Consider the following 20,405-nt stretch of genomic DNA (forward strand, 5'->3'; position numbering starts at 1 on the left):
TCGGCACCGCCGGCCATCGCTGGATCGTCAACGGCACGGTGAGGCCGGCGGGCGCCGGCGCGGGCACCGACCGGTGCAGGCTGTAGCCGGTGGCGCCGTCCCGGTGGACCAGCGCGTCCCCGCCGGTGGCGTCGTCGACGAACAGATGGAACGGATAGTCACGCAGGTCCATCGCGAACGCCGCCGAGTCCGGGGTCTGCACGGCCAGGTGGTAGTCCTTCATCCGCACGATGCGCCCGGCCGCCGTCCGCGGACCGGCCAGGCCGATCGGGCTCTGCGGGTACGGCGAACACCACTCGCCCGCCACGAAACCGACGTCGCCGGAACGCTCGGCGGCCAGGTGCTGGTCGAGGCGGTGCAGTCGCAGCAACAGCCCGGCGGCGGCCTGATCGATCGACTCCCGGACCGTGGGCGCGGCCGTCTGCACCCTGATCATCCGGGCCCGGACGGCCACGTTCACCTGCGCCACCACCGTGAACGCAGTGGTGTCGTACCCGCCGTACGGGCTCAGGCGTGCCCTGAGGTGTTCGGCCGCGTGGTCGACGGTGGCGAGGACATCGCCGATGACGCGCTGGGCGTACGCCGATTCCTCGGCGGTGACCGGGCCGGACACGGCCACGGCGGGGTGTTCTCGTGTCACGTTGCGGCGAGCCGACATGCGCCGTTCTCTTCCATGAGGATTGGGGTCAGGTCTGCCGGCGGGACCGAGCGGCGCCTCCCGCTGCCGGAGGGCGGCGCGAGCGCGGCGCCGCTCTCTCACCGCCGGAACAAGCTGAACGAACACTATCCAGGCGTGGCCCTGCCGGGACAGTGCCGATCGGCCCCACCCGTGCGGGTGAGCAAGGGCCGAACGGCCACGGGAGTTCCGCCCGATCAGCTATCGGCGGCGAACCGCCGGGCCAGGGCTAGGAACCGTAGTAGGCGGCCCGCATGAGTTGCTGCATGTCGTCGAGCATCGGCATGCGCGGGTTGGCCGGGGCGCACTGGTCCTCGTAGGCGTTGACCGCCTGCTGCGGCAGCGCTTCCAGGAAGTCCTCCTCGTCGACGCCTACGGACTTGAAGGACGGCTCGATGCCGACCGCGTCGCGGAGCCTTTCCACCGCCGCGGCGTAGGACTCGACGCCCTCCTGCGGGGTGGCCGCCGGGAGGCCGAGCATGCGGGCGATGTCCTGGAAGCGCTCCGGCGCCCGGTAGCACTCGTACTTGGGCCAGCCGGTCAGCTTGGCCGGCGCGGAACCGTTGTAGCGGATGACGTGCGGCAGCAGGATCGCGTTGGTCCGTCCGTGTGCCACGTGGAAGGTCGCGCCCAGGGTGTGCGACATGGCGTGCACGATGCCCAGGAAGGCGCTGCCGAACGCCATGCCGGCGATGGTTCCGGCATTGTGCATCCTCTCCCGTGCCTCGGGGTCGGCTCCGCCGTGGTGCACGGCCCGCTCGAGGTTGGCGAAGATGAGCTTGATGGCCTGCAGCGCGAGCCCGTCGGTGAAGTCGTTGGCATAGACGGACACGTACGACTCGGTGGCGTGGGTCAGCGCGTCGAAGCCGCTGTCGGCCGTGATGGCGGGCGGCAGATCGGCCGCGAGCACCGGGTCGACGATCGCGACGCTCGGGGTCAGGGCGTAGTCGGCCAGGGGAAACTTCTTTCCACTCGCGGTGTCGGTGATGACGGCGAACGGTGTCACCTCGGCGCCGGTGCCCGACGTGGTGGGGATGCAGACCAGCTGGGCCCGCTCGCCGAGAGCCGGGAACTTGAACGCCCGCTTGCGGATGTCGAAGAACTTCTCCCGCATGTCGGCGAACACCACCTCCGGGTGCTCGTAGCGCAGCCACATCACCTTGGCGGCGTCCATGGCCGAGCCGCCACCCAGCGCGATGATCGTGTCGGGCTGGAACGAGCGCATCAGCTCCGCGCCCCGGTCGACGGTGTCCACGCTGGGTTCCGGTTCGACGTCGTCGATGACCTGCAGCGCCACCCGCTCGGGCCGCCGCTGCAGAACGGTGATGAGCCGGTCGACGTACCCCAGCTTCGTCATGGTGTGATCGGTGACCACGGTGACCCGGTGCACGTCCGGCATGTCGGCCAGGTAACGGATGGCGTTGGGCTCGAAGTAGATCTTCGAGGGCACCTTGAACCACTGCAGATTGTTGGCGCGCCGGCCGATCCGCTTGACGTTGATGAGATCCACCGCGGTGACGTTGTTCGACACCGAGTTGTGGCCGTAGCTGCCGCATCCCAGCGTCAGCGACGGCAGGAACGCGTTGTACATGTCACCGATGCCACCCTGTGACGCCGGGGCGTTCCAGATGACGCGCACCGCCTTGACCCGCCGCCCGAACTCCTCGGCCAGCTTTTCGTCCTCCGTGTGGATCACGGCGCTGTGACCGAGGCCGTCGAACTCGACCATCTGCTCGGCGTAGCGGATGCCGTCCTCGGTCGTCGCCGCACGCAGCACCGCGAGGACCGGGCAGAGTTTCTCCCGGGTGAGCGGCTCGGCGGGGCCGACGTGGTCGACCTCCACGAGAAGCAGCGACGTTCCGGCCGGCACGGTGAAGCCGGCCCGCTCGGCGATCCAGGCCGCGCTCTGCCCGACGACGTCGGGGTTGAGGCGTGCGCCGGAGCAGCCCGCGCCTCCGGCCTCGGTGCCGAAGATGAACTCCTCGAGCCGGCGTTTCTCGTCGGTGGTGACCACGTGGGCGTGCAGGTTCCGGAACTCGGTCAGCGCCGCCTCGTACACCGCGGTGTCGATGATGGCAGCCTGCTCGGAGGCACAGATCATGCCGTTGTCGAACGACTTCGACAGCACGATGTCGTGCACGGCCCGGCGCAGCTTCGCCCCACGATGGACGTAGGCCGGCACGTTGCCGGCACCGACGCCGAGGGCCGGCTTCCCGGCCGAGTAGGCCGCCCGCACCATGCCGTTGCCGCCGGTCGCGAGGATCGTCGACACCCCCGGGTGATGCATCAGCGCGCCGGTGGCCTCGATCGACGGCTGCTCGATCCACTGGATGCAGTGTTCCGGAGCACCGGCGGCGACGGCGGCGTCCCGGACGATCCGGGCCGCCTCGGCGCTGCACAGCTGCGCGGCGGGGTGGAAGGCGAAGATGATCGGGTTACGCGTCTTGAGCCCGAGCAGGGCCTTGAAGATGGTGGTCGACGTCGGATTGGTGACCGGCGTGACGGCGCAGACCACACCGACCGGCTCAGCGATCTCGACGATGCCGTTGATCTCGTCGCGGGCGATGACCCCCACCGTCTTCAGGCCTGCCATGTGGTTGGTGACGTGCTCGCACGCGAAGATGTTCTTGACGGCCTTGTCCTCGAAGACACCCCGGCCGGTCTCGGCGACCGCGAGCCGTGCCAGGTCGCCGTGCCGGCTCAGCGCGGCCACCGACGCCTTCGCGACGATCCGGTCGATGCGCTCCTGGTCGAAGCCGGCGTACTCGTCCAGGGCCTTGGAGCCGTTGCCGACCAGGGTGTCGATGGCGGCGCCGGTCTCGCCGGGCAGGGCGGTGGTCACGGCTACGGCGGTCATGTGGATCACTCCGATCGTCAGTGCCGGGAGCTGTCGTCCGGGCACGGGTCCATCGTCGCGTTCACGCCCGCCTCGCGCGGGTGCCCAGCGACCCGCCCGGCCGGGACCAAGGTCCCGACCATCGAGTGGATCAGTGCTCCCGGTCTGTCACGGCATGCGGCAACCGCACGAGTTGGACCACGATCGCGACGACACCGGCAACGAGAGCGAACCCCAGAACGGACCGCGCCACCAGGGCCCACACCAACGGCTCGGTGCTGAACTGGAACGGGAAGACCTGCCAGACGCGCACGAGTGCCGCCACACCGACAGCCGCTGAACCATGCCCGAGCGGCGTGGTCGGCCGCGCTCGTCCCGCGGGGCACACCGGCACCGCGAACAGCGCTCGTGCCCGAGGGCGTGGCCGCAGGACGGTACGAGTCCTCGTCATGCTGTGTCCGACGGACGAGCTCTGCACGAAAGGGCCCATGTCGCCCGTTTCGTAGAGCAGGCCCTTCGGCAATAGTCTGTCTTCCATGGCAGATCTCTTCTCGGACGACGAGGCTGAACCGATCACGCTGGGGCTGCGTCCGCTCTCCCGGGTTCGTCTCGACGAACTGCTGCAGGAGATGCTGGACCGCGTCGGCGAGGTGATGACCAGCCGGGAACGCCTGCGGGCGCTGCTGAGCGCCGTGGTCGGCATCGGCACCGATCTGGACCTGCGCAGCACGCTGCAACGCATCGTCGAGTCCGCCTGCGCCCTCGTCGGCGCCCGCTACGGCGCTCTCGGCGTGATCGGCAACGATCGCACCGAACTGTCCGACTTCATCACCCACGGCATCGACCCGCAGACCCACGCCCGCATCGGCGACCTGCCACACGGCCGCGGCGTCCTCGGCCTGCTCATCACCGAACCCCGGCCGGTCCGCCTGCCGGACATCACCCGGCACCCGCAGTCCTACGGCTTCCCGCCGAACCATCCCCCGATGCACAGCTTCCTCGGCGTACCGGTACGCACCCGGGACCAGATCTTCGGCAACCTCTACCTCGCCGAGAAACAGGGCGCCGCCGAATTCAGCGACGACGACGAGGAGATCGTCGTGGCCCTCGCCGCCGCGGCCGGCGTCGCCATCGACAACGCCCGCCTGTTCACGCTCGCTCAGCGGCGCGAGCGGTGGCTCGCCGCCACTGCGGAGATCACCGGCATGCTCGTCGGCACCGTCCGCCGCACCGAGGCACTGCGGCTGATCGCCCGCCGCGCCCGCGAGGTGGCCGGCGCCGAACTGGTTTTGATCATGCTGTACGACGAGGAGAACAGCCGCTACACCATCGAGGCCGCCGACGGCACGAGCCCGTCATGCGGCGACCTGGCCGGCAAATTCGTTGCTCTGGACCCGGCCGCGGCCGAGAAGCTCGGGCGGGAGAAATACCGGGCCGTCGACAACCTGCGCACGGTCGCCGAGTGGCCCGGTCCGGTGCCGGACAGCCCCGCGATGGCCGTTCCCCTGGCGGGAGCCGACACGCTGCACGGTGTGCTCATCGTGACCCGGCCCGCCGGGCAGCCGTCCGACGACGATGACGCGGTACAACTGTCGACCTTCGCCGGGCACGCCGCTCTGGCCCTCGAACGCGCCCGCGCGCAGGAGGAACGCGAACTGCTCGTGGTCCTGGAGGACCGTGAGCGTATCGCCCGGGACCTGCACGACGTGGTCATCCAGCGGCTGTTCGCCACGGGCATGCAACTGCAGGGCGCCGTCCCGCATGCCGCCAAGCCGGAAGCGATCAAGCGGATCAACGCCGCGGTCGACGACCTGGACGCGACCATCCGCGACATCCGCCGCTCGATCTTCGAGCTGCGTACCCCGATCGGCCCTTCGCTGCGTGCCGAGCTCGGCGAGACGGTCGAGGCCGCCGCCGAGACGCTGGGCTTCCGGCCGGAGCTGGACACCTCCGGCCCGGTGGACAGCGCGATTCCCGACGACATCAAACCCGAGATCCTGGCAGTGCTACGCGAGGCGCTGTCGAACATCGCCCGGCATGCCCGCGCCAGCAGCGCTCGTGTGTCCGTGCGTGCCGCTGACGGCGAGGTCGTGCTCCACATCGAGGACGATGGCGTCGGATTCGACCCGAGCCGAGCCCGCGGTGGCATCGTCAACATGGGCGAACGTGCCCACGACATCGGTGGCGCCTTCGAGATCGGCCCCGCCCCGCACGGCTCCGGCACGGTGCTGACCTGGCGGGCCCCTATCAGCGGATAGAGGAGGGAGGTGTTCCCGCAGCCACGGCGTCGTGGCGTCATGGCAGGCGATCGTCATGGGCTGCTCGACCGGCGCCGGTAAGGGCGGGTTCAACCGTCCGTCGTCATCGGCGAATGCCACCACGCCCAGCCGGCCATGCCGAGCAGATGCAGCACCAACCGCACCGTGGGGCTGGCCGCCACCAACACCACCTCGGCGTCCTGCTGCTCCAGGTGGTCACGCAGTGTGACCACCTCCCGGACACCTGCGGCATCGCAGAAGCCGATCTCACGCAGGTCCCACTCGATGCGAGGTGCGCGCCGGGGAAGCAGCACGGTGATCCGCTCACGGAAGAGCGCCGCAGCCGCGGTCGGTGCGGGGCTGCCGGACCGTGTTGCGGTGTACAAGGCCAGCCGCAGCCCGGGTTTCCCGTCGGCTGAAGCAAGGTGGCCCGGCCGCTGAGCCTCGGTGGGTCAGGGCGGAAACGCTCGGCCGGGAGCCCGGGCGGGCTCTGTTTCGCCTACCCGGTCAGGGTCGCGCGGCGCGCCGCCGCCGTCCGCGGTGGCAGGGCCACGTTCGGCCGGGCGGGCGGCACGAGGAGGACAGGGCAGAGACGGCGGCCGGTCGACGTGACGCCGCCGGAACGGTACAGCGCCTCGACCACCCAGCCCTTGTGTCCCATACCAGCCACGAGCAAACAGCCACGCCAGGCCGCACGCTCCAGCGTGTACGCGATGTCGTTCTCGCCGATGAGCATCCGTGTGACCGGAACGTCCGGCCAGGAGGCGCCGCACGCGCTCAGCGCCGCGTCGAGTCGGTGTTCGGCCGTGGCGCGCCCGGTGTCACGGGTGGTTGCGCCCCGTCCGGAGGCCGTGACGTGAACGGCGGTGAGTGTGCTGCCCGTGTGCGCCGCTGCTTCGTAGGCCTGTCGCAGGGTCGTCGTGTGCCGGCCGGATACGGCCACGATCACCGGTCCCCGGGAGGGAGCCGGTCCCCGGTTCACGAGCAGTGGGCAGATGCTGTGGTGAGCCAGATAGGCGGCGGTCGGCCCCCACCCGTGATGGGCCAGCCTCTCGTCGCGATGCCCGACCACCAGCAAACAGGCCTGGGAGGACCACCGAAGCAGCGCTTCCGCCGGGCCTTCGTCCATCAACGCGGTGGTGACCTTCAGCTGCGGTTCGACCTGCCGGGCTCGGCGTGCGGCGAGGTCGAGCAGGTGTTCACCCTCGGCCCGGTCCGGTACGGTCGCCCGAGGCCGCGGCAACCCGAAATGCCGGCCCGGCCAGGCATGCACGACCACCAACGGCGCGCCGCGGTACGCGGCTTCCGCAGCGGCAAGATCGACGACATGCGACGCCGCCGGTGTCCCATCGACGCCAATCACCACGGGCAGCTTCTCCTGAACCGACACGACCCTGTTCATAGGTGAACGCTAAGCCGCCCGGAACCGGCCGCGGCACGGCCGCAAGGCACCGCATGACGGTCCGTTGGGCCCCTGGAGACGCCGGTCACGCTGAGTCGATCAGGACCTACGGCCCTGTTCCCTCGGGAAGGACCGCGCAACGCTTTGTCCCAGGCGTCCACCGGCCGAGCCGGAAGCCACGCCGGCCGGGCGAAAGGCGTGGCCGTCGAGCCACCAGGCCCACCGTCGCCAAGACGGGCACCAGCCGGCGCCAGGCACGGCATCGGCCCGGTGGACGCCGGCACCAGCGATTCCAGCACCATCTGTCGCCTCGTCGGCATGGTGATTTGTGGTCGCACTCAGGGCCGTCGGCCCTACCGTTCGCGGACACCGCCCGCGCATGGTGGAGATGCGGCATACCGGTATGTGGTTGCCGGAAGGGCAATGATGACGATGACGAGCAGAGTCCAAACGGCTGTTCCCACCCTGACCGGGCTCTCGAGCGGTGAGGCCGCCGAACGCCTCGCCGCGGACGGCCCCAACATCGTCGCCGCTCCCCCACGTCGTGGCATTCTCGCCCGGGTGGGACGACAGCTCGCCGACCCGCTCGTCGCGCTGCTGCTGATCGCCGGGACCGTGACCGCTGTGCTCCGGGATCTCCCGGACACCGTCATCATCGTTCTGGTGGTCGCGGTGAACACCCTCATCGGGGTGGTGCAGGAGGTGCGGGCGGACGCCGCGATCGCCGCACTGGACCAGCTCGCCGCACCGGTGGCACGGGTGATCCGCGACGGACGTGACCAGATCGTGCCGGCCGCCGAACTGGTGCGCGGCGACCACGTGCGCCTGGAAGCCGGCGACATCGTCCCCGCCGACCTGGAGCTCACCGAGGCACAGCGCGCCACGTTCGACGAGTCCTCGCTGACCGGCGAGTCCGTCCCGGTGCATCGGGGTGTGGCCGAGACGGCCGGTGCGGGCACCGTACTGACCAGCGGCCGGGCCGCCGGCACCGTGGCACGGACCGGGGCAGCGAGCGCACTCGGCCGGATCGCCGAGCTGGTGGCCCGTACCCGGCCGGGTCCGACGCCGTTGCAGCGGCGCATCGCCGCGCTCGGCCGGACGCTCGGCCTGGCGGCTGTCGCGGTGTCGGCGGTGGTGTTCGCCCTCGGTCTGCTTGCCGGTCAGCCGCTGGTACGCATGGCGATCACCGCGGTGAGCCTGGTGGTGGCGGCGGTGCCGGAGAGCCTGCCGGCCGTCGTGACCCTGGCCCTGGCCCTCGGCGCCCGGCGGATGGCCAGCACCCGTGCCATCCCACGCCGCCTGCACGCGGTGGAGACCCTCGGCTCGGTCACCGTGATCGCCTCCGACAAGACCGGAACGCTCACCGAGAACCGGATGTCCGTGCAGCAGGCGGTCACGGCCGACGGCACCCGCTTTACGGTCTCCGGGGCCGGGTACGCCCCCGACGGCGAGATCAGCGGCCCGGACGGTGTCCTGGCGACCGTTCCCCTTGCCTTGTGGGACCTGGCCCGCGGCGGGGCGCTGTGCAACGACGCCGGCCTGCTGCCACCGGACGGTGAGCGTACGCAGTGGGCTGCGGCCGGCGACCCGATGGAGGCGGCGCTGCTCGCCTTCGCCGGGCGGTGTGGCCTGGATCCGGCGGGTGAACGTGCCGCCGCCGCCCGGGTGGCGGAACATCCCTTCGATCAGACCCGCCGCCGGATGACCACGGTCCACCGGCTCCCCTCCGGCGGCTATCTGACCATCTGCAAGGGAGCCCCGGAATCCGTGCTCGACGCCGAGTCCGACCCGGCTCTGCTGAGCGCCGCGACAGACCTGGCCGCCGACGGGCTGCGCGTGCTCGCCGTCGCCACCGCGGTCAGCGCGGAGATTCCCGACCCGGCAGCTCCTCCCCCGCTGCACGCCGCCGGACTGGTGGGTATCGGAGACCCGCTGCGCGCCACGGCACGCGACACCGCGGCGGCATTCGAGCGTTCCGGCGTACGCCTGCTGTTGATCACCGGCGATCACCCGGGAACCGCGACCGCCATCGGCAGACAGCTCGGCCTTCTCGGCCCGGGCGACACCGTCGCCCGGGGCGACACCGGCCCGCTGACCGGTGAGACGATCGCGCACGCCCGGGTGTACGCCCGCACTCAACCGGAACAGAAACTCGACATCATCGCCGCCCTTCAGGAACGCGGCGAGGTCGTGGCCATGACCGGCGACGGCGTCAACGACGCGCCCGCGCTGCGCCGCGCCGACATCGGCGTCGCCATGGGCAGCGGCACGGAGGTCGCCCGGCAGGCCGCCGAACTGGTACTGGTCGACGACAACCTGGCCACCGTCGCGAAGGCGATCGGCGAGGGACGGCGGATCTACGACAACATCCGCCGGTTCCTGCGCTACGGCCTGTCCGGCGGGGTCGCCGAGCTCATCGTCATGCTGGCCGGACCGCTGATGGGTATGCCACTGGCCCTGCTGCCCGCCCAGCTCCTGTGGATCAACCTGCTCACCCACGGGGTTCCCGGTGTCGCGCTCGGCGCCGAACCGGCAGAGACCGACGTCCTTCGCCGGCCTCCGCGGTCGCCGCAGGAATCGGTGCTCGGCGCCGGCCTGCTGCGCGACATCCTCGTCGGTGGAACCATCGTCGCCACCGTCACCCTGGCCGCCGGAGTCACCGCCAACGGTATGGGACTGCCGTGGCAGTCGGTGATGTTCCTGGTCCTCGGTCTGGCCCAGCTCGGCGTCGCCCTCGCCGTCCGCGCCAGGCCGGCCGCCGGAACAAGCCGGAACTGGTCGCTGATCGGCGCGGTGGCGGTGTGCGTGCTCCTGCAGTTGGCCGGAGTGCTGGCCGGCCCGTTGCAGACCTTGCTGGGCACCGATCCGCTCACCGCCGCGACCATCCTGGCGTGCTTCGGCGTCGCGGTGATCCCGGGCCTTGCCCTGCGGCTCGCCGACCGGCGGCACTGGACCCGGGCCGTCCGGCCCGTCCCACCGGGTCCAGATGCCCTGCCCGCAAATGCATCGACTGATGTCGAATAAGGAAGAGAACGGTCGGCCCGCGCGACGCGCTCCCCGCGCGACGCACGGAACCGGAAAGGAGGGCCGTACCGTGAACAACACCATCGTCATCGGATATGACGGATCACCCGACGCTCACACCGCTCTGACGTGGGCCCTGGACGAGGCAGCCCGGACCGCCGCACCGGCGGAGATCGTCTACGCCGACGAATGGCCGCTCTGGGCGCCCGCCGCGAGCATGGCTCCGACCGTGGCGATCCGCCCGGACAGCTACGTCGAGCACGTCATCACGGGAATGCTCGACACCGCCGTCACCACGGCGAAGGAGACCCATCCCACGGTGCACGTCACCGCCACCACCGTCCGGGCGTACGCATCGGCGACCCTGATCGGCCGGTCCACCGAGGCCCGGCTCGTCGTCGTCGGCGCGCGCGGGCACAGCGCCGTCGCCGGGCTGCTCGGCTCGGTCAGCTCCGCCGTCAGCGCCCACGCCCGCTGCCCGGTCGTGGTGGTCCGCGGTGAACCCGCCGGCACCGCCCCGGTCGTCGCCGGCATCGACGGGTCCGCGCTGGCCCCCGCCGTGCTCCGCTTCGCGGCCCAGCAGGCGACGGCCCGCAACGTGCCGCTGCGGGTGATCCGGACCTGGACACCGGTGACCGGGCTGTGGGAGGAGACACCCATGGCCACGCGCACGGTGACGGCCGAGGAGCGGGAACCCTTCGACACGCTGGTGACCGGCATCCGCGACACGTTCCCCGGCCTCATGATCGAGGCCGAAGGGAGCGTGGAACACCCGGCGGCCGCACTGGCGCTGGCCAGCACCACGGCACAACTGCTGGTGGTCGGCAGCCGGGGACGCGGCGCGGTGCGCGGCATGTTGCTCGGGTCGGTCAGCCAGCACCTGCTGCGCCACTCCGCGTGCACCATCGCCGTCGTCCACAAGACGCCCGTAGAGCACTGAGGCCGGCGGCCCGGGCGTGAACTCCGTCGGGCACCAGGCAGTCGGAGCACCGCTCGGGTCGACGCCAGATCCGGGCACGCCGATCCAGCCATACCGCGCGGTATGGCTGGATCGGCGTCTTTCAGAGCGGCGAGGGTGTCAGGGGCCGGTCCGCGGGTCGACGGCGAGGATCGCCCAGTCATGACGGATTCCGGCGAGCAGGACCGGCAGGTCGGGAAAGGCGCCGGCGTCCGCGTGGACGGTGATGTTGAGCCGGCCGGCGTAGGAGAGCGCGACGACGGAGAGCGCCACGTTGCCGGCGAGGTTGCCGATCGCCACGACATCCAGCACCGGCGCACCGAGCATCGTCACGGGGGTGGCCGGTCCGGCCATGTTGCTTTCCATGACCTGGGTCAGGTGCTGATGGCGGCTCAGCCACCGGGCCGCGCCGATCCGGGCCAGGGCGACCAGAATCCGGTTTCCCGCCGTGACCGACTGCTCGCGTTTCGCTTCAGCGGTCGACGCGGCGAGGTGGCGCAGCCGCTCGGCCGGACCGGGCTCGGCGAGCGGTAGCCGGATCAGGAATCCCCCGGTCCGGTTTCCGGCCCGCGCCTGCGTGCCGGGCGCACGGAGAGAGACCGCGACCGAGGTGGTGACGTGCAGCGCGGCCAGCGGCTCGCCCCGGCTGTGGAGCAGCGCGCGAACCCCGCCGGCGGCGAGAGCGAGCACCACGTCGTTGACCGTGCCGCCGTGCCGGTGGGCGACAGCCTTCACGGCGGCGAGATCGAAGTGCAGACTCGCCAGGTGGCGGCGTGACCCCACGGGCGCGTTCAGTGAACTTCGCGGGGCCCGCCAGGAACGGGTGAACATCCGGAGGCCGCCGGTCGCATGCCGGCTACGGTTGCCGGGCGGCGTTCGGGGCCGGGGCGGGGATACGGCCATCGGCTGCGGCGCGGCGCCGAACAACGTGGTGATCATCTGGATCGTGGCCATGCCGTCGGCGACGACGTGGTGCAGCACGAATATCAGGCCGACCCGCCGGCCCGGAAGATCGGGCACCAGCCAGAGGCGCCACAGCGGGCGGGAACGATCGAACGGCCGCGTGATCAGCCGTCCGGCCAGGCGTAGCAACGCTTCCTCTCCACCTGGCTCCGCGAGCTCGGCCACCTGGACGTGGTCCTCGATGCGGAACCGTGACGCGTCCCGCCATCGGGGCCGCCCGGCGAACAAGCCGGGAAGGTACGGCGTCTGACGCAGCCGCGGCACGGCGGGAAGGCGGGCAGCGACTGCGGAGCGGATCTCGGCCGTACGCAGCCGCCCGGTGTCGTCGAGCAGCGCCTCACCGTCGAGGATCGCCACGGCCGCCACGTTGATGGGCGTGCCGGGCGTCTCGACGGTCAGGTTGAGCACATCTTCGGCGCTGAGGTCGGCGTGCCGTATCACTGTGGCCTCCTTGTCGGAGTCTCGGTGCCGAGCCGGGGGACCGCCGGGTCCACGCTCGGTCCGGGCAGTGTCGGCCGGACCGAGCGGTCCACGTGGTCGTCAGGAACTGGCGGCGACCGGCGGAGTGGACACCACGGGCGCCGGAGGCCCCGGCGGTCCGGCCGACGGTGGTTCGCCGAAGTGCCGGTGGCCCAGCCCGGTGCCGCCGAGGACGATCAACGCGATGGCCGCGAACAACAGCAGCAGGCCGGTGATGAGCAGCCCGGCGCCCAGCCCCGCCAGAGCGGGAACACGGATCGCCCCGTTGACGTCCGCGGTGACTCCGGGTGATCCGTCCGGGTTCGCGATGACCACGGCGTACTCGCCGTCACGGGTTTCCCACGGCAGCGTGACGGAACCGGAGCCGCTGTCCTGTACGAGCCAGAAGTCCTGAACGGCGGGTTCGGCGGCCGGCCGGAGGATTCCGGGAGCCCGATCGTAGCGGGCCTGGTCCGGTTCCATGCCGATCAGTTCGTCGTGTGCGGTGCCGGCGAGCCAGGCGCCCACCGCCGATTGCGGCGCGATACCCGCGAAGACCGCTCCGCCGGTGGGTGACGTCGCGGTGACCCGCAGATCGCCGATGTTCCCGAGCCGGCGCGACCAGACGTCGGTGTCGGTGATGGTCACATGCTCCGCGGTGATCGCCGAGGTGGCGGTCTCCAGTCGCACGTCCGGGGTCGTCACGTAGCCCGTGCTGTCGCGTCTGGCGTCGAGCGCCAGCAGCGTGCCACCTCCGATGCCGGCGGCGGTCGCGGGGGCGAGCAGCAATACGCCCGCCACCAGGGCGACGACCGATCCGGTGGCCGACCGAGGCCGGGACCGACCGGGAGGCGCAAGGGCCGCCGGAGGATCCGGTGGTCCGTCGGGTTCGGACTCGCCCTGGTCCAGGCGCAGCGGCGGGTAGCGTGGCGTGAGCAGGCAGAGATAGGCGGCCACCCGCAGGTTCCAGCGGGCCACACCGATCAGCAGGTCGTACAGACCACGCAGGTGGTGACCGGTGAACAGCAGCGCGACGGCGGCGGTGAGCACGAGTGCCGCGATCACACTCATCGAGCCGGACGTCACGGTGCCGTCGTTGCCGGCGGTCCAGTCGACCGCACCGTTCAACGCACCCAGAATGATCAGGTGGGGCACCGCGAACAGCCATGCCACCAGGGGCAGCCAACGCGGTACCGGTTCCGCCGGAGCCAGACTCAAGCGAGCCGGGTAGTCCGGGACGTCGGCGAGGGTGAACGGCGGATAGGCGTCCGTACCGAGCGCCTGATAGCCGTAGTAGCCGACCCGCCACGTCCAGCGCAGCACGCCGAGGTTGTAGGAACGGATTGAAGCCGGATAGCGGCCGGTGATCAACACGGCCAGGTAGGCCACCAGAGTGAGCACCACCAGACCGGTCCAGAGCACCAGCAGAGCGAGGTAGTGCGGGACGAGCAGCAACCATTTGACCAGCCAGAGCCAGCGGCTCAAAGGTTCGTCGCGGTGCGCTTCGACTCGCAACGGGTAGCGATCCATGGCACCTCCCTATTTTCTCCAGCACACGCCCGGCGCACCGGCCCCGGGCAGAGCCGGAGGACACCACTAGCGGGACGTCCGGCCCTCATCCCACGCGTGGGCGCCGAGACGCGCCGGCGAGGCGCGGGCCCGGATACCCGTCAGCGACCTGGCCTGACATGCTCGCCGGCCTGATCACGGCGGCCGGGTGCCGGGCTGTCGTCCGCGGACTCGTCGCCGGTGATCACGAGAGGGCAGTGTGCCCGGCGGGCGAGCGCGGCGATCATGGCCGCGCTGCGGACGTCCGTGCCGCCCTGCACGACCAGAGCATCGGCATCGCGGCTCGCGGCGGCCAGCGTGACCACCGCGTCCACGGTCCGGCAGACCGGCAACGTCGACTCGACGGCGTGATGCTTGTCCGCCCACCGTCGGATCAGATCCTGGATCAGCAGGTCCTCCGGCTCGGTGGCGGGGCCGGCCGCGACCACGGTCACGGCCCAACCCCGCCGTTCCGCCTCGGCGAAAGCGTGTCGAAGGGCCTGCTCCGCGGGTGCCGTGCCGACGACACCGACGACGATCCTGGCTGCCATCGGCGGCCGCCTCCTCGCATTCTCCGGACGGGAACGCCGGCCGCGCCTGGCACCCGGCTCGCCGAGGAGGCAGCGGTCCAGCCCTGTCCGCGAGGCAACGCCGCCGCGGTGGCGGTTGGTGGGCTTGGATGATGTTGTCATCGCACACCGCTTCCTACCGCGCATGCTGAGGCACACCAGTGATAACTGGGAGGGCTCGAGGCCGGCTCAGCGCACCGGTGCTCGCAGCGGTGACGCCGCCGCGTCCCTGTGCGCGATGCCGGCGATCTCCGACCGGTACCGTTCCTGGTCGATCTCGCCAGAACGCAGCCGGCGCAGTAGCGACTGCTCCGGGTCGGCCACCGGCGTCGGAGGGAGTGCCCATACCGGCGACAGGCACGGGTCAGCCGTCGGCGTCGGCGGGCGCCGCCAGTCCCGATCGACGAGGAACAGAGCGACGGCACCGACCAGCCGCATGGTCAGCAGAACCACAATGATCACGAGTAGAACGTCCATGGCCGGCTCCTGTTCCGGTTCGTGGAAGAGCATGGCAGGTGTTGCCGGCGCCGTGGTCATCCCACCTGGAACACCGGGCAGTGTGCGCGATGCGGCAGCACGTGGCTGGCCGCGATCAGCAGGGGCCCCGGCAGGACGCCGTGCCCGTCACGGCCGATCACGACGGCGGCCGCTTTGTCGGAGGCTTCGAGCAGTGCCGTCACCGGATCACCGGAGATGATCTCGTGATGGACCGGCACGTTCGTGCGTGTGTCGAGGCGGTGGGCGAGATTCGCGCCGTCGCCGGCGATATGCAGCAGGGTGACGTCGCAGCCGCGGACCTGGGCCTCGGCGAGCGCGAACTCCACAGCCGCCCGTGACGGCTCGGAATCGTCCACGGCCACCACGATCGGGCGTGTGCCCCATTCCGGACCGACCGGCCAGCCGGGCATCCGGACGACCATGACCGGCCCGGTGTGCTGGCGGCCGACCCGGTCGGCGACGCTGCGGCCGAACGCGGTCGCGGCGGCCCCACGGCGGTGACCCACCACGAGCAGGCCGGCATCCGCGGCTTCGGTGAGCAGGTGTTGCGCCGGATCCGGGCCGACGGCGAGCCGGCTGGTCACTGGAGTGGACGGCGCGCTGGCGTGCACGCGGTCGGTGAGCCGGCGTAGCAGCCGCTCCCCGGCCCCGTCCTTGCCACTGCGCCGGACGTTCACGATGCGCAGTGCCCAACCGTGCAGTTCGGCCTCGATCGCGGCGTGGTCGACCGCGATGCAGCTGATCGGATCGTCGTCGACACCGACCACGACCACACCAGCGGCCGGTAGCCGTTCCGCCCTGCTCACCGCACCGGTAGCTCCGACGGCGGCCGGCGGGGCGGTATACGGGTCGGGGTATCCGACCGCGCCGAGGTAACGGTTGATCGCTTCGCCGAAGCGGGTCGGTCGCCGGAGGTCGGCAGTGTGCCGCCGTGCTTCGGTTTCCGCCCTGGCCGTGTCGATGTTCGTCATGACGGCACCTCCGAGAATCCAGAAACGCCGGTGCGGTCACCGGTGCTTGTGCCTCCATTGCACGCCCGTGGCGTCCTGAGCAGCAGAGTCTTTGGACCCGGAGAGGCAGGGATCTTGTCGTGTCCACCATCGGGTCTGGTGACCGCGATGCGGCTGGGCGGCGTAGCCGAGCGCGGTAGATCTCGTCGGCGCCCCATACCAGCGCCGGTAACGGCGCCAGGAAGGCCAGCTCGGCGACGGAGAGGGCGGCGGCGCCGCAGGCCGCCCGCAGCGGCGGCAAGTAGATCAGTGCGGCGGCGAACACCAGCTCGAACACGATGCCTTCGACACGATGCCGCCGAGCAGCAGCCGGCCGTTGGTCCCGCATCGCCGGGCACCCGAGAGCGTCCAGCAACGCCGTACCGGCCGGTGCACAGCGCCGGCCGGTACGGGTAGGGGCCGGTTACTTCGTGGCGACGGTGATCTGCCTGCCGGTGACTTCCGGCGCGGTCAGAGGCACCATGATCTCCAGGATGCCCTTGTCGTAGGTCGCGGTGATCGCGGCCTCGTCGGCGTTTGCCGGCAGCCGCAGCGCCCGGTGCAGCATGCCGTACCGGAACTCGGTGCGGTTCAGGGCCTCCGTCTCCTCCCGCCGTTCCGCCTTGAGGGTCAGCACTCCGTTCAGCGCGGTGATCTGGACGTCCTTCTCAGGGTCCAGTCCCGGCAGCTCGGCGCGCAAGACGTACTCCTTGTCGGTGATTCGGTCCTCGACGCGGATCGCCGGCAGCGGACGTGGGAAGTCGACTTCCAGCCAGTCGGTCATGTCGCCGAACAGGCGTGGCAGCAGTGCGGTCATCCCAGGTCCTCCTTTCCGACTCGTTCTCGTTCCATCACATCTCGCTGCAGCGACGATGTTCAGGGCCGAACGACCCGGGGTTTCCCGATTCGGCTCGGGACCGACGGGTCGTGACGATCACCGCCCCGTCCTGAAGAGGCGCCGACATGCCCATCAGCCGCCGGACCGGTGTATCGGGGTCGTCGTGTCGAGAACCTGCAGACGCCGCATGTACTCCTCTTCGTCGATGTCACCACGGGCGTACCGTTCGGCGAGCATCCGCTGCGGCACAGGCGCCTGCCTCACCGCGTCACCGCGCTGCGCATCCCGGCGGGTGTAGCGGACGAGGGCGACGATGCCGGCGATCACCAGCGCCCAGAGCAGCAGGCTGTTCACGATCATGAGGAACATGCCCCCGCCACCCATGCCGTTGCCGTAGTACATCATCGTGATCTCCTTGGTCCCCGCGCTGCAGGGATCGCGGACGGGCCTGGGCCCCATCCGAATAGGCGTCCCACGTCTGATGGGGACATCCTCACCGTTACTCAGGACTGCCCGCGCCGGGTACCGTCCACCGGCACCTGGGTGGGGGCCGAAGGTCCCTACCCCCTGCGGAGAGACACCGGAAGCCTGGAACGCGCCACCGCTCTCGAGGAGAGAACGTGACCGCGTGACCGGGCTATCCTGCGGGCACAACAACCATCTCGACGGTGTGCGCCAACCACCGGGCCCGCCTGGCGACGTGGCCCACTGCCTTTCCGCTGACCGGCGCCTCGCACGGCGATCACCCACACCTAGCGACGGCACAGCCCCACCTGCGGACTTCTAGCAGGCTTCCGCACCGCTGGAGGGATCATGACCAGTCCACACCCGATTCTGGTCGGCACCGATGGTTCCAGCTCGGCTCAGGCCGCGGTCCGGTGGGCCGCCGTCGAGGCGCAGCGACGTGGCCTGCCACTGACCGTCTTGCACACGTACGACGAGACGTGGCCCACCATGCCCGGCCTGTCCCGGCGAGTTCCGGCTCCCACCGCCGAGGAGCAGGCCGAGGAGCTAGCGGCCCAGGCACGCATCATCGTCCAGACGACCGCCCCGACGGTCACCGTCCACGTCATGACCGTCCCCGGTGATCCGGCCGCCGTTCTGCTGCAGCACGCCGCCACTGCCACCATGGTCGTGGTCGGTCATCGCGGCCGGGGCGGACTCACCAGCCTCCTCCTCGGCTCGGTCAGCGGGCACGTCGCCACTCAAGCGCCGCACAGCGCCGTCGTGGTCCGCGGGCGCGCGACGGCGTCCGGCGATCCGGTGGTGGTCGGCGTGGACAGTTCGCCGGCCGGCCGGATCGCTCTTGAGGACGCGTTCGCCGTGGCCGCCCTCCGGCATTCCGCCCTGCTGGCCGTACACGCCTATCGTGATCCTCTGCCACCGGTGGTACCCGGACTTCCGATCATGCTGCCGGCCGCGACCTCCGCACTGGAGACCAGCGCAGCCGACGAAATCGACGAGCTACTGGCTCCGTTGCGCCGGGAGTTTCCCGCTGTCCCGGTCGAGGCCAGGCTCGTCCCGGGCTCCGCAGCCCAAATGCTCGTCGACGCCTCCCACCAGGCACAACTGGTGGTCGTCGGAAACCGCGGCTCCCATCCCTGGACGGGCTCGATCGGCATGCAACTGCTCCACCACGCAGGCTGCCCGGTCATGATCGCCCGGCGATGACTCCCAGCGGCGCTCGACATCCCGCACCGTACGACCTGGCACCGGGCCTAGGCGTCGAGGGAGAGCTCGGACGCGCCGGTGGAACGGCCGCGCTCATCGAGGCTGGTCTTCGTGAAGGACCTCGGCAAGCGGGCGGCGGGGAGTCACGGGCGCCGGCTCCCCGTAGCCCAGCCGAATGATCATCTGGGCATGGTGGGCGGAGCCGGGGCCGGACAGGAGTTCGCGGATGGCCGGGACCTCTACCGGTTGGCTGATCGGGGTGGTGGCCAGATGAGCTCGGGTGGCGGTCAGCAGGACTCGTTGCAGAGCCTGGCCCGCGCACACCCAGTCGTGCGGCCGGTCGCCACCGGTCGCGAGGATCATGATCGTGGGGTACGCCTCGAATGGCTCGGAACGCCGGACCGGAGGCGCGTTGACCAGACCGAAGTCGCGGACCGGCATGCGTTCCAGCGCGTCCCAGGGGCCGATCGCCGTCGCCGGGATTCCGTCGCGGCGGCCCGTGACGGGGCGTGTCCAATGGCTCAGCTCGGCGCGGTAGCCGGTGTGGCTGCGCAGCCGCTGCTCCGCGGCCTGCCCGAGGCCGACGATGATCGTACGGCCGGCGGCGCCGGCGACGGTCAGGATCGCCCCTTCGAAAGCGGCTGCCTCGCGCAGCCGGGCGAGGTCATCGGCCGGCACCACAGCGGCATGGAACGGCCGCCGGTTGGTGTGCCGCAGTGGGATCGCGTCGGCTAGTGCGCGTGCCATGGCCGACGGCGGCGACGGCATGCCCAGCCGGACCCGGGCGACCAGGTTCGGCAGTTCCGGGTCCGGGAAGACGTCGAAGTCGGGTATCCGGCCCGCGCCGCGGATCGCCGCCCGGAGGGTGAACACGGCGGCGCCCACGCTGATCATCAGCTCCCGCCCGGACGGGTCGAGGACCTCCAGCCGGCGAGCGGGGTCGGCGTGCACCTCGACCGTGTCACCGTCGATCCGAAACCACCAGGGCTGACTGTTGTGCAGCGACGGCGCCGAGCCGGCGGCCCGCACGCAGCGCGTGAGGAGTTGCTGGAGGGCGGTATCGGATTGATGCTTCATGACAGCCATCCCGCCGTTCGGTTCTGTTGAGGAATCTGTTGCCGTCGGGATTCCGACGGCAACTGCTCGCTTCGATATGTTCGCGACCTCACTCGCCGGCAGCGGCGCTGCACGGCACCACCAGCACCGGCCGGTGGGCGTGGTGCAGATATGTTCGCGACCTCACTCGCCGGCAGCGGCGCTGCACGGCACCACCAGCACCGGCCGGTGGGCGTGGTGCAGAGTCGCCATGGCGACACTGCCGAGCAGGATCTCGTGCAGCGCCGAACGTCCGTGCGACCCCACCGCCATCAACGCGGCATGCTCGGCACGAGCCTTCGCGGTCAACGCCGCGGCGATGGCGCGCCCACGCTCCAGATGCCCGTCGACGAGCGGCACCTCCACCAGAGCGGAGGTCGTCCGATCCCCGGGCTTGTGTCCGTCCTTGACCGACACCGGCACCACCGGCCGGCCCGGGAACAGGCGCGCCGCCGTCACCTGAGCCGACTCGGCGGCTGCCGAGCCATCCCAGCCGATGTTCAGAACCCGTAGCAGGAGCGCGACCGCGAAGCGGTCACGGTGTTCGTCGATGAACCTCATGACCGTCGCCGGGTCGGGCCGAGCTCCGACGCGAAATAGCTGCTCGCAGCACGCAGGATC

Annotated in this window: 18 protein-coding genes; 4 read left to right on the forward strand and 14 right to left on the reverse strand. The window is 70.9% G+C overall.

Annotated elements, in window-relative coordinates; genetic code table 11:
• The 3 genes from QLQ12_RS45570 to QLQ12_RS45580 all read right to left on the reverse strand — a co-directional run.
• Positions 1-658, reverse strand: a 658-nt coding sequence (locus QLQ12_RS45570) for a sigma 54 modulation/S30EA ribosomal C-terminal domain-containing protein (protein WP_282767329.1), incomplete at its 3' end; no start/stop codon positions are given.
• 247 nt (positions 659-905) lie between these two features.
• The gene (adhE, locus tag QLQ12_RS45575) at positions 906-3,533 is read right to left on the reverse strand and encodes a bifunctional acetaldehyde-CoA/alcohol dehydrogenase (RefSeq protein ID WP_282767330.1); all 2,628 of its coding nucleotides are present in this window, start codon (positions 3,531-3,533) and stop codon (positions 906-908) included.
• A 130-nt stretch (positions 3,534-3,663) separates the two neighbouring features.
• Positions 3,664-4,050, reverse strand: coding sequence for a hypothetical protein (locus QLQ12_RS45580; RefSeq protein WP_282767331.1), 387 nt, complete (start codon positions 4,048-4,050; stop codon positions 3,664-3,666).
• Here QLQ12_RS45580 and QLQ12_RS45585 point away from each other — a divergent pair.
• Positions 4,049-5,770: a sensor histidine kinase gene (locus tag QLQ12_RS45585; RefSeq protein WP_282767332.1), complete on the forward strand. Its 1,722-nt coding sequence runs from the start codon at positions 4,049-4,051 to the stop codon at positions 5,768-5,770. The genes QLQ12_RS45580 and QLQ12_RS45585 overlap by 2 nt on opposite strands.
• Positions 5,771-5,859: 89 nt before the next feature.
• Here QLQ12_RS45585 and QLQ12_RS45590 read toward each other — a convergent pair whose 3' ends face one another.
• On the reverse strand, positions 5,860-6,156 hold the full coding sequence (locus tag QLQ12_RS45590) for an STAS domain-containing protein (protein WP_282767333.1): 297 nt from the start codon (positions 6,154-6,156) through the stop codon (positions 5,860-5,862).
• A gap of 113 nt (positions 6,157-6,269) precedes the next feature.
• On the reverse strand, positions 6,270-7,172 hold the full coding sequence (locus QLQ12_RS45595; protein WP_282767334.1) for a universal stress protein: 903 nt from the start codon (positions 7,170-7,172) through the stop codon (positions 6,270-6,272).
• A gap of 432 nt (positions 7,173-7,604) precedes the next feature.
• On the opposite strand from QLQ12_RS45595, the gene QLQ12_RS45600 reads away from it, so the two are divergent.
• Both QLQ12_RS45600 and QLQ12_RS45605 read left to right on the forward strand, forming a co-directional pair.
• A complete protein-coding gene (locus tag QLQ12_RS45600; RefSeq protein ID WP_282767335.1) occupies positions 7,605-10,196 on the forward strand; it encodes a cation-translocating P-type ATPase in 2,592 nt (863 codons plus the stop codon).
• Positions 10,197-10,266: 70 nt separating this feature from the next.
• A complete protein-coding gene (locus tag QLQ12_RS45605; protein ID WP_282767336.1) occupies positions 10,267-11,136 on the forward strand; it encodes a universal stress protein in 870 nt (289 codons plus the stop codon).
• A gap of 138 nt (positions 11,137-11,274) precedes the next feature.
• Here the strand turns inward: QLQ12_RS45605 and QLQ12_RS45610 are convergent, their stop codons facing one another.
• From QLQ12_RS45610 to QLQ12_RS45640, 7 genes are all read right to left on the reverse strand, one after another.
• On the reverse strand, positions 11,275-12,558 hold the full coding sequence (locus QLQ12_RS45610; RefSeq protein WP_282767337.1) for a wax ester/triacylglycerol synthase domain-containing protein: 1,284 nt from the start codon (positions 12,556-12,558) through the stop codon (positions 11,275-11,277).
• A 99-nt stretch (positions 12,559-12,657) separates the two neighbouring features.
• On the reverse strand, positions 12,658-14,106 hold the full coding sequence (locus tag QLQ12_RS45615) for a DUF4389 domain-containing protein (RefSeq protein ID WP_282767338.1): 1,449 nt from the start codon (positions 14,104-14,106) through the stop codon (positions 12,658-12,660).
• 140 nt (positions 14,107-14,246) lie between these two features.
• A complete protein-coding gene (locus QLQ12_RS45620) occupies positions 14,247-14,675 on the reverse strand; it encodes a universal stress protein (protein WP_282767339.1) in 429 nt (142 codons plus the stop codon).
• Positions 14,676-14,882: 207 nt separating this feature from the next.
• On the reverse strand, positions 14,883-15,170 hold the full coding sequence (locus QLQ12_RS45625; RefSeq protein WP_282767340.1) for a hypothetical protein: 288 nt from the start codon (positions 15,168-15,170) through the stop codon (positions 14,883-14,885).
• 56 nt (positions 15,171-15,226) lie between these two features.
• On the reverse strand, positions 15,227-16,162 hold the full coding sequence (locus QLQ12_RS45630) for a universal stress protein (RefSeq protein ID WP_282767341.1): 936 nt from the start codon (positions 16,160-16,162) through the stop codon (positions 15,227-15,229).
• Positions 16,163-16,604: 442 nt separating this feature from the next.
• Entirely contained in the window at positions 16,605-16,997 is a 393-nt protein-coding gene (locus QLQ12_RS45635; protein WP_282767342.1) for an Hsp20/alpha crystallin family protein, read from the reverse strand.
• Positions 16,998-17,150: 153 nt separating this feature from the next.
• A complete protein-coding gene (locus QLQ12_RS45640; RefSeq protein WP_282767343.1) occupies positions 17,151-17,423 on the reverse strand; it encodes an SHOCT domain-containing protein in 273 nt (90 codons plus the stop codon).
• Between the two features lie 408 nt (positions 17,424-17,831).
• On the opposite strand from QLQ12_RS45640, the gene QLQ12_RS45645 reads away from it, so the two are divergent.
• Positions 17,832-18,689 carry a universal stress protein gene (locus QLQ12_RS45645; protein WP_282767344.1) on the forward strand — a complete coding sequence of 286 codons (858 nt, stop codon included), beginning with the start codon at positions 17,832-17,834 and terminating at the stop codon, positions 18,687-18,689.
• A 93-nt stretch (positions 18,690-18,782) separates the two neighbouring features.
• Here QLQ12_RS45645 and QLQ12_RS45650 read toward each other — a convergent pair whose 3' ends face one another.
• The gene (locus QLQ12_RS45650) at positions 18,783-19,766 is read right to left on the reverse strand and encodes an Acg family FMN-binding oxidoreductase (protein ID WP_282767345.1); all 984 of its coding nucleotides are present in this window, start codon (positions 19,764-19,766) and stop codon (positions 18,783-18,785) included.
• A 162-nt stretch (positions 19,767-19,928) separates the two neighbouring features.
• A partial coding sequence (locus QLQ12_RS45655) for a universal stress protein (protein ID WP_282767346.1) occupies positions 19,929-20,405 on the reverse strand: 477 nt, incomplete at its 5' end.

Source organism: Actinoplanes sandaracinus (assembly GCF_030009775.1).
GTDB lineage: Bacteria > Actinomycetota > Actinomycetes > Mycobacteriales > Micromonosporaceae > Actinoplanes > Actinoplanes sandaracinus.

Excerpts from the sequence above, each read along its gene's own strand:
- adhE (WP_282767330.1), bottom strand. The coding sequence starts at position 3,533 with ATGACCGCCGTAGCCGTGACCACCGCCCTGCCCGGCGAGACCGGCGCC.
- QLQ12_RS45645 (WP_282767344.1), top strand. The coding sequence starts at position 17,832 with ATGACCAGTCCACACCCGATTCTGGTCGGCACCGATGGTTCCAGCTCG.
- QLQ12_RS45595 (WP_282767334.1), bottom strand. The coding sequence starts at position 7,172 with ATGAACAGGGTCGTGTCGGTTCAGGAGAAGCTGCCCGTGGTGATTGGC.
- QLQ12_RS45600 (WP_282767335.1), top strand. The coding sequence starts at position 7,605 with ATGACGAGCAGAGTCCAAACGGCTGTTCCCACCCTGACCGGGCTCTCG.
- QLQ12_RS45630 (WP_282767341.1), bottom strand. The coding sequence starts at position 16,162 with ATGACGAACATCGACACGGCCAGGGCGGAAACCGAAGCACGGCGGCAC.
- QLQ12_RS45615 (WP_282767338.1), bottom strand. The coding sequence starts at position 14,106 with ATGGATCGCTACCCGTTGCGAGTCGAAGCGCACCGCGACGAACCTTTG.
- QLQ12_RS45580 (WP_282767331.1), bottom strand. The coding sequence starts at position 4,050 with ATGGAAGACAGACTATTGCCGAAGGGCCTGCTCTACGAAACGGGCGAC.
- QLQ12_RS45640 (WP_282767343.1), bottom strand. The coding sequence starts at position 17,423 with ATGATGTACTACGGCAACGGCATGGGTGGCGGGGGCATGTTCCTCATG.
- QLQ12_RS45585 (WP_282767332.1), top strand. The coding sequence starts at position 4,049 with ATGGCAGATCTCTTCTCGGACGACGAGGCTGAACCGATCACGCTGGGG.
- QLQ12_RS45620 (WP_282767339.1), bottom strand. The coding sequence starts at position 14,675 with ATGGCAGCCAGGATCGTCGTCGGTGTCGTCGGCACGGCACCCGCGGAG.
- QLQ12_RS45625 (WP_282767340.1), bottom strand. The coding sequence starts at position 15,170 with ATGGACGTTCTACTCGTGATCATTGTGGTTCTGCTGACCATGCGGCTG.
- QLQ12_RS45635 (WP_282767342.1), bottom strand. The coding sequence starts at position 16,997 with ATGACCGCACTGCTGCCACGCCTGTTCGGCGACATGACCGACTGGCTG.
- QLQ12_RS45650 (WP_282767345.1), bottom strand. The coding sequence starts at position 19,766 with ATGAAGCATCAATCCGATACCGCCCTCCAGCAACTCCTCACGCGCTGC.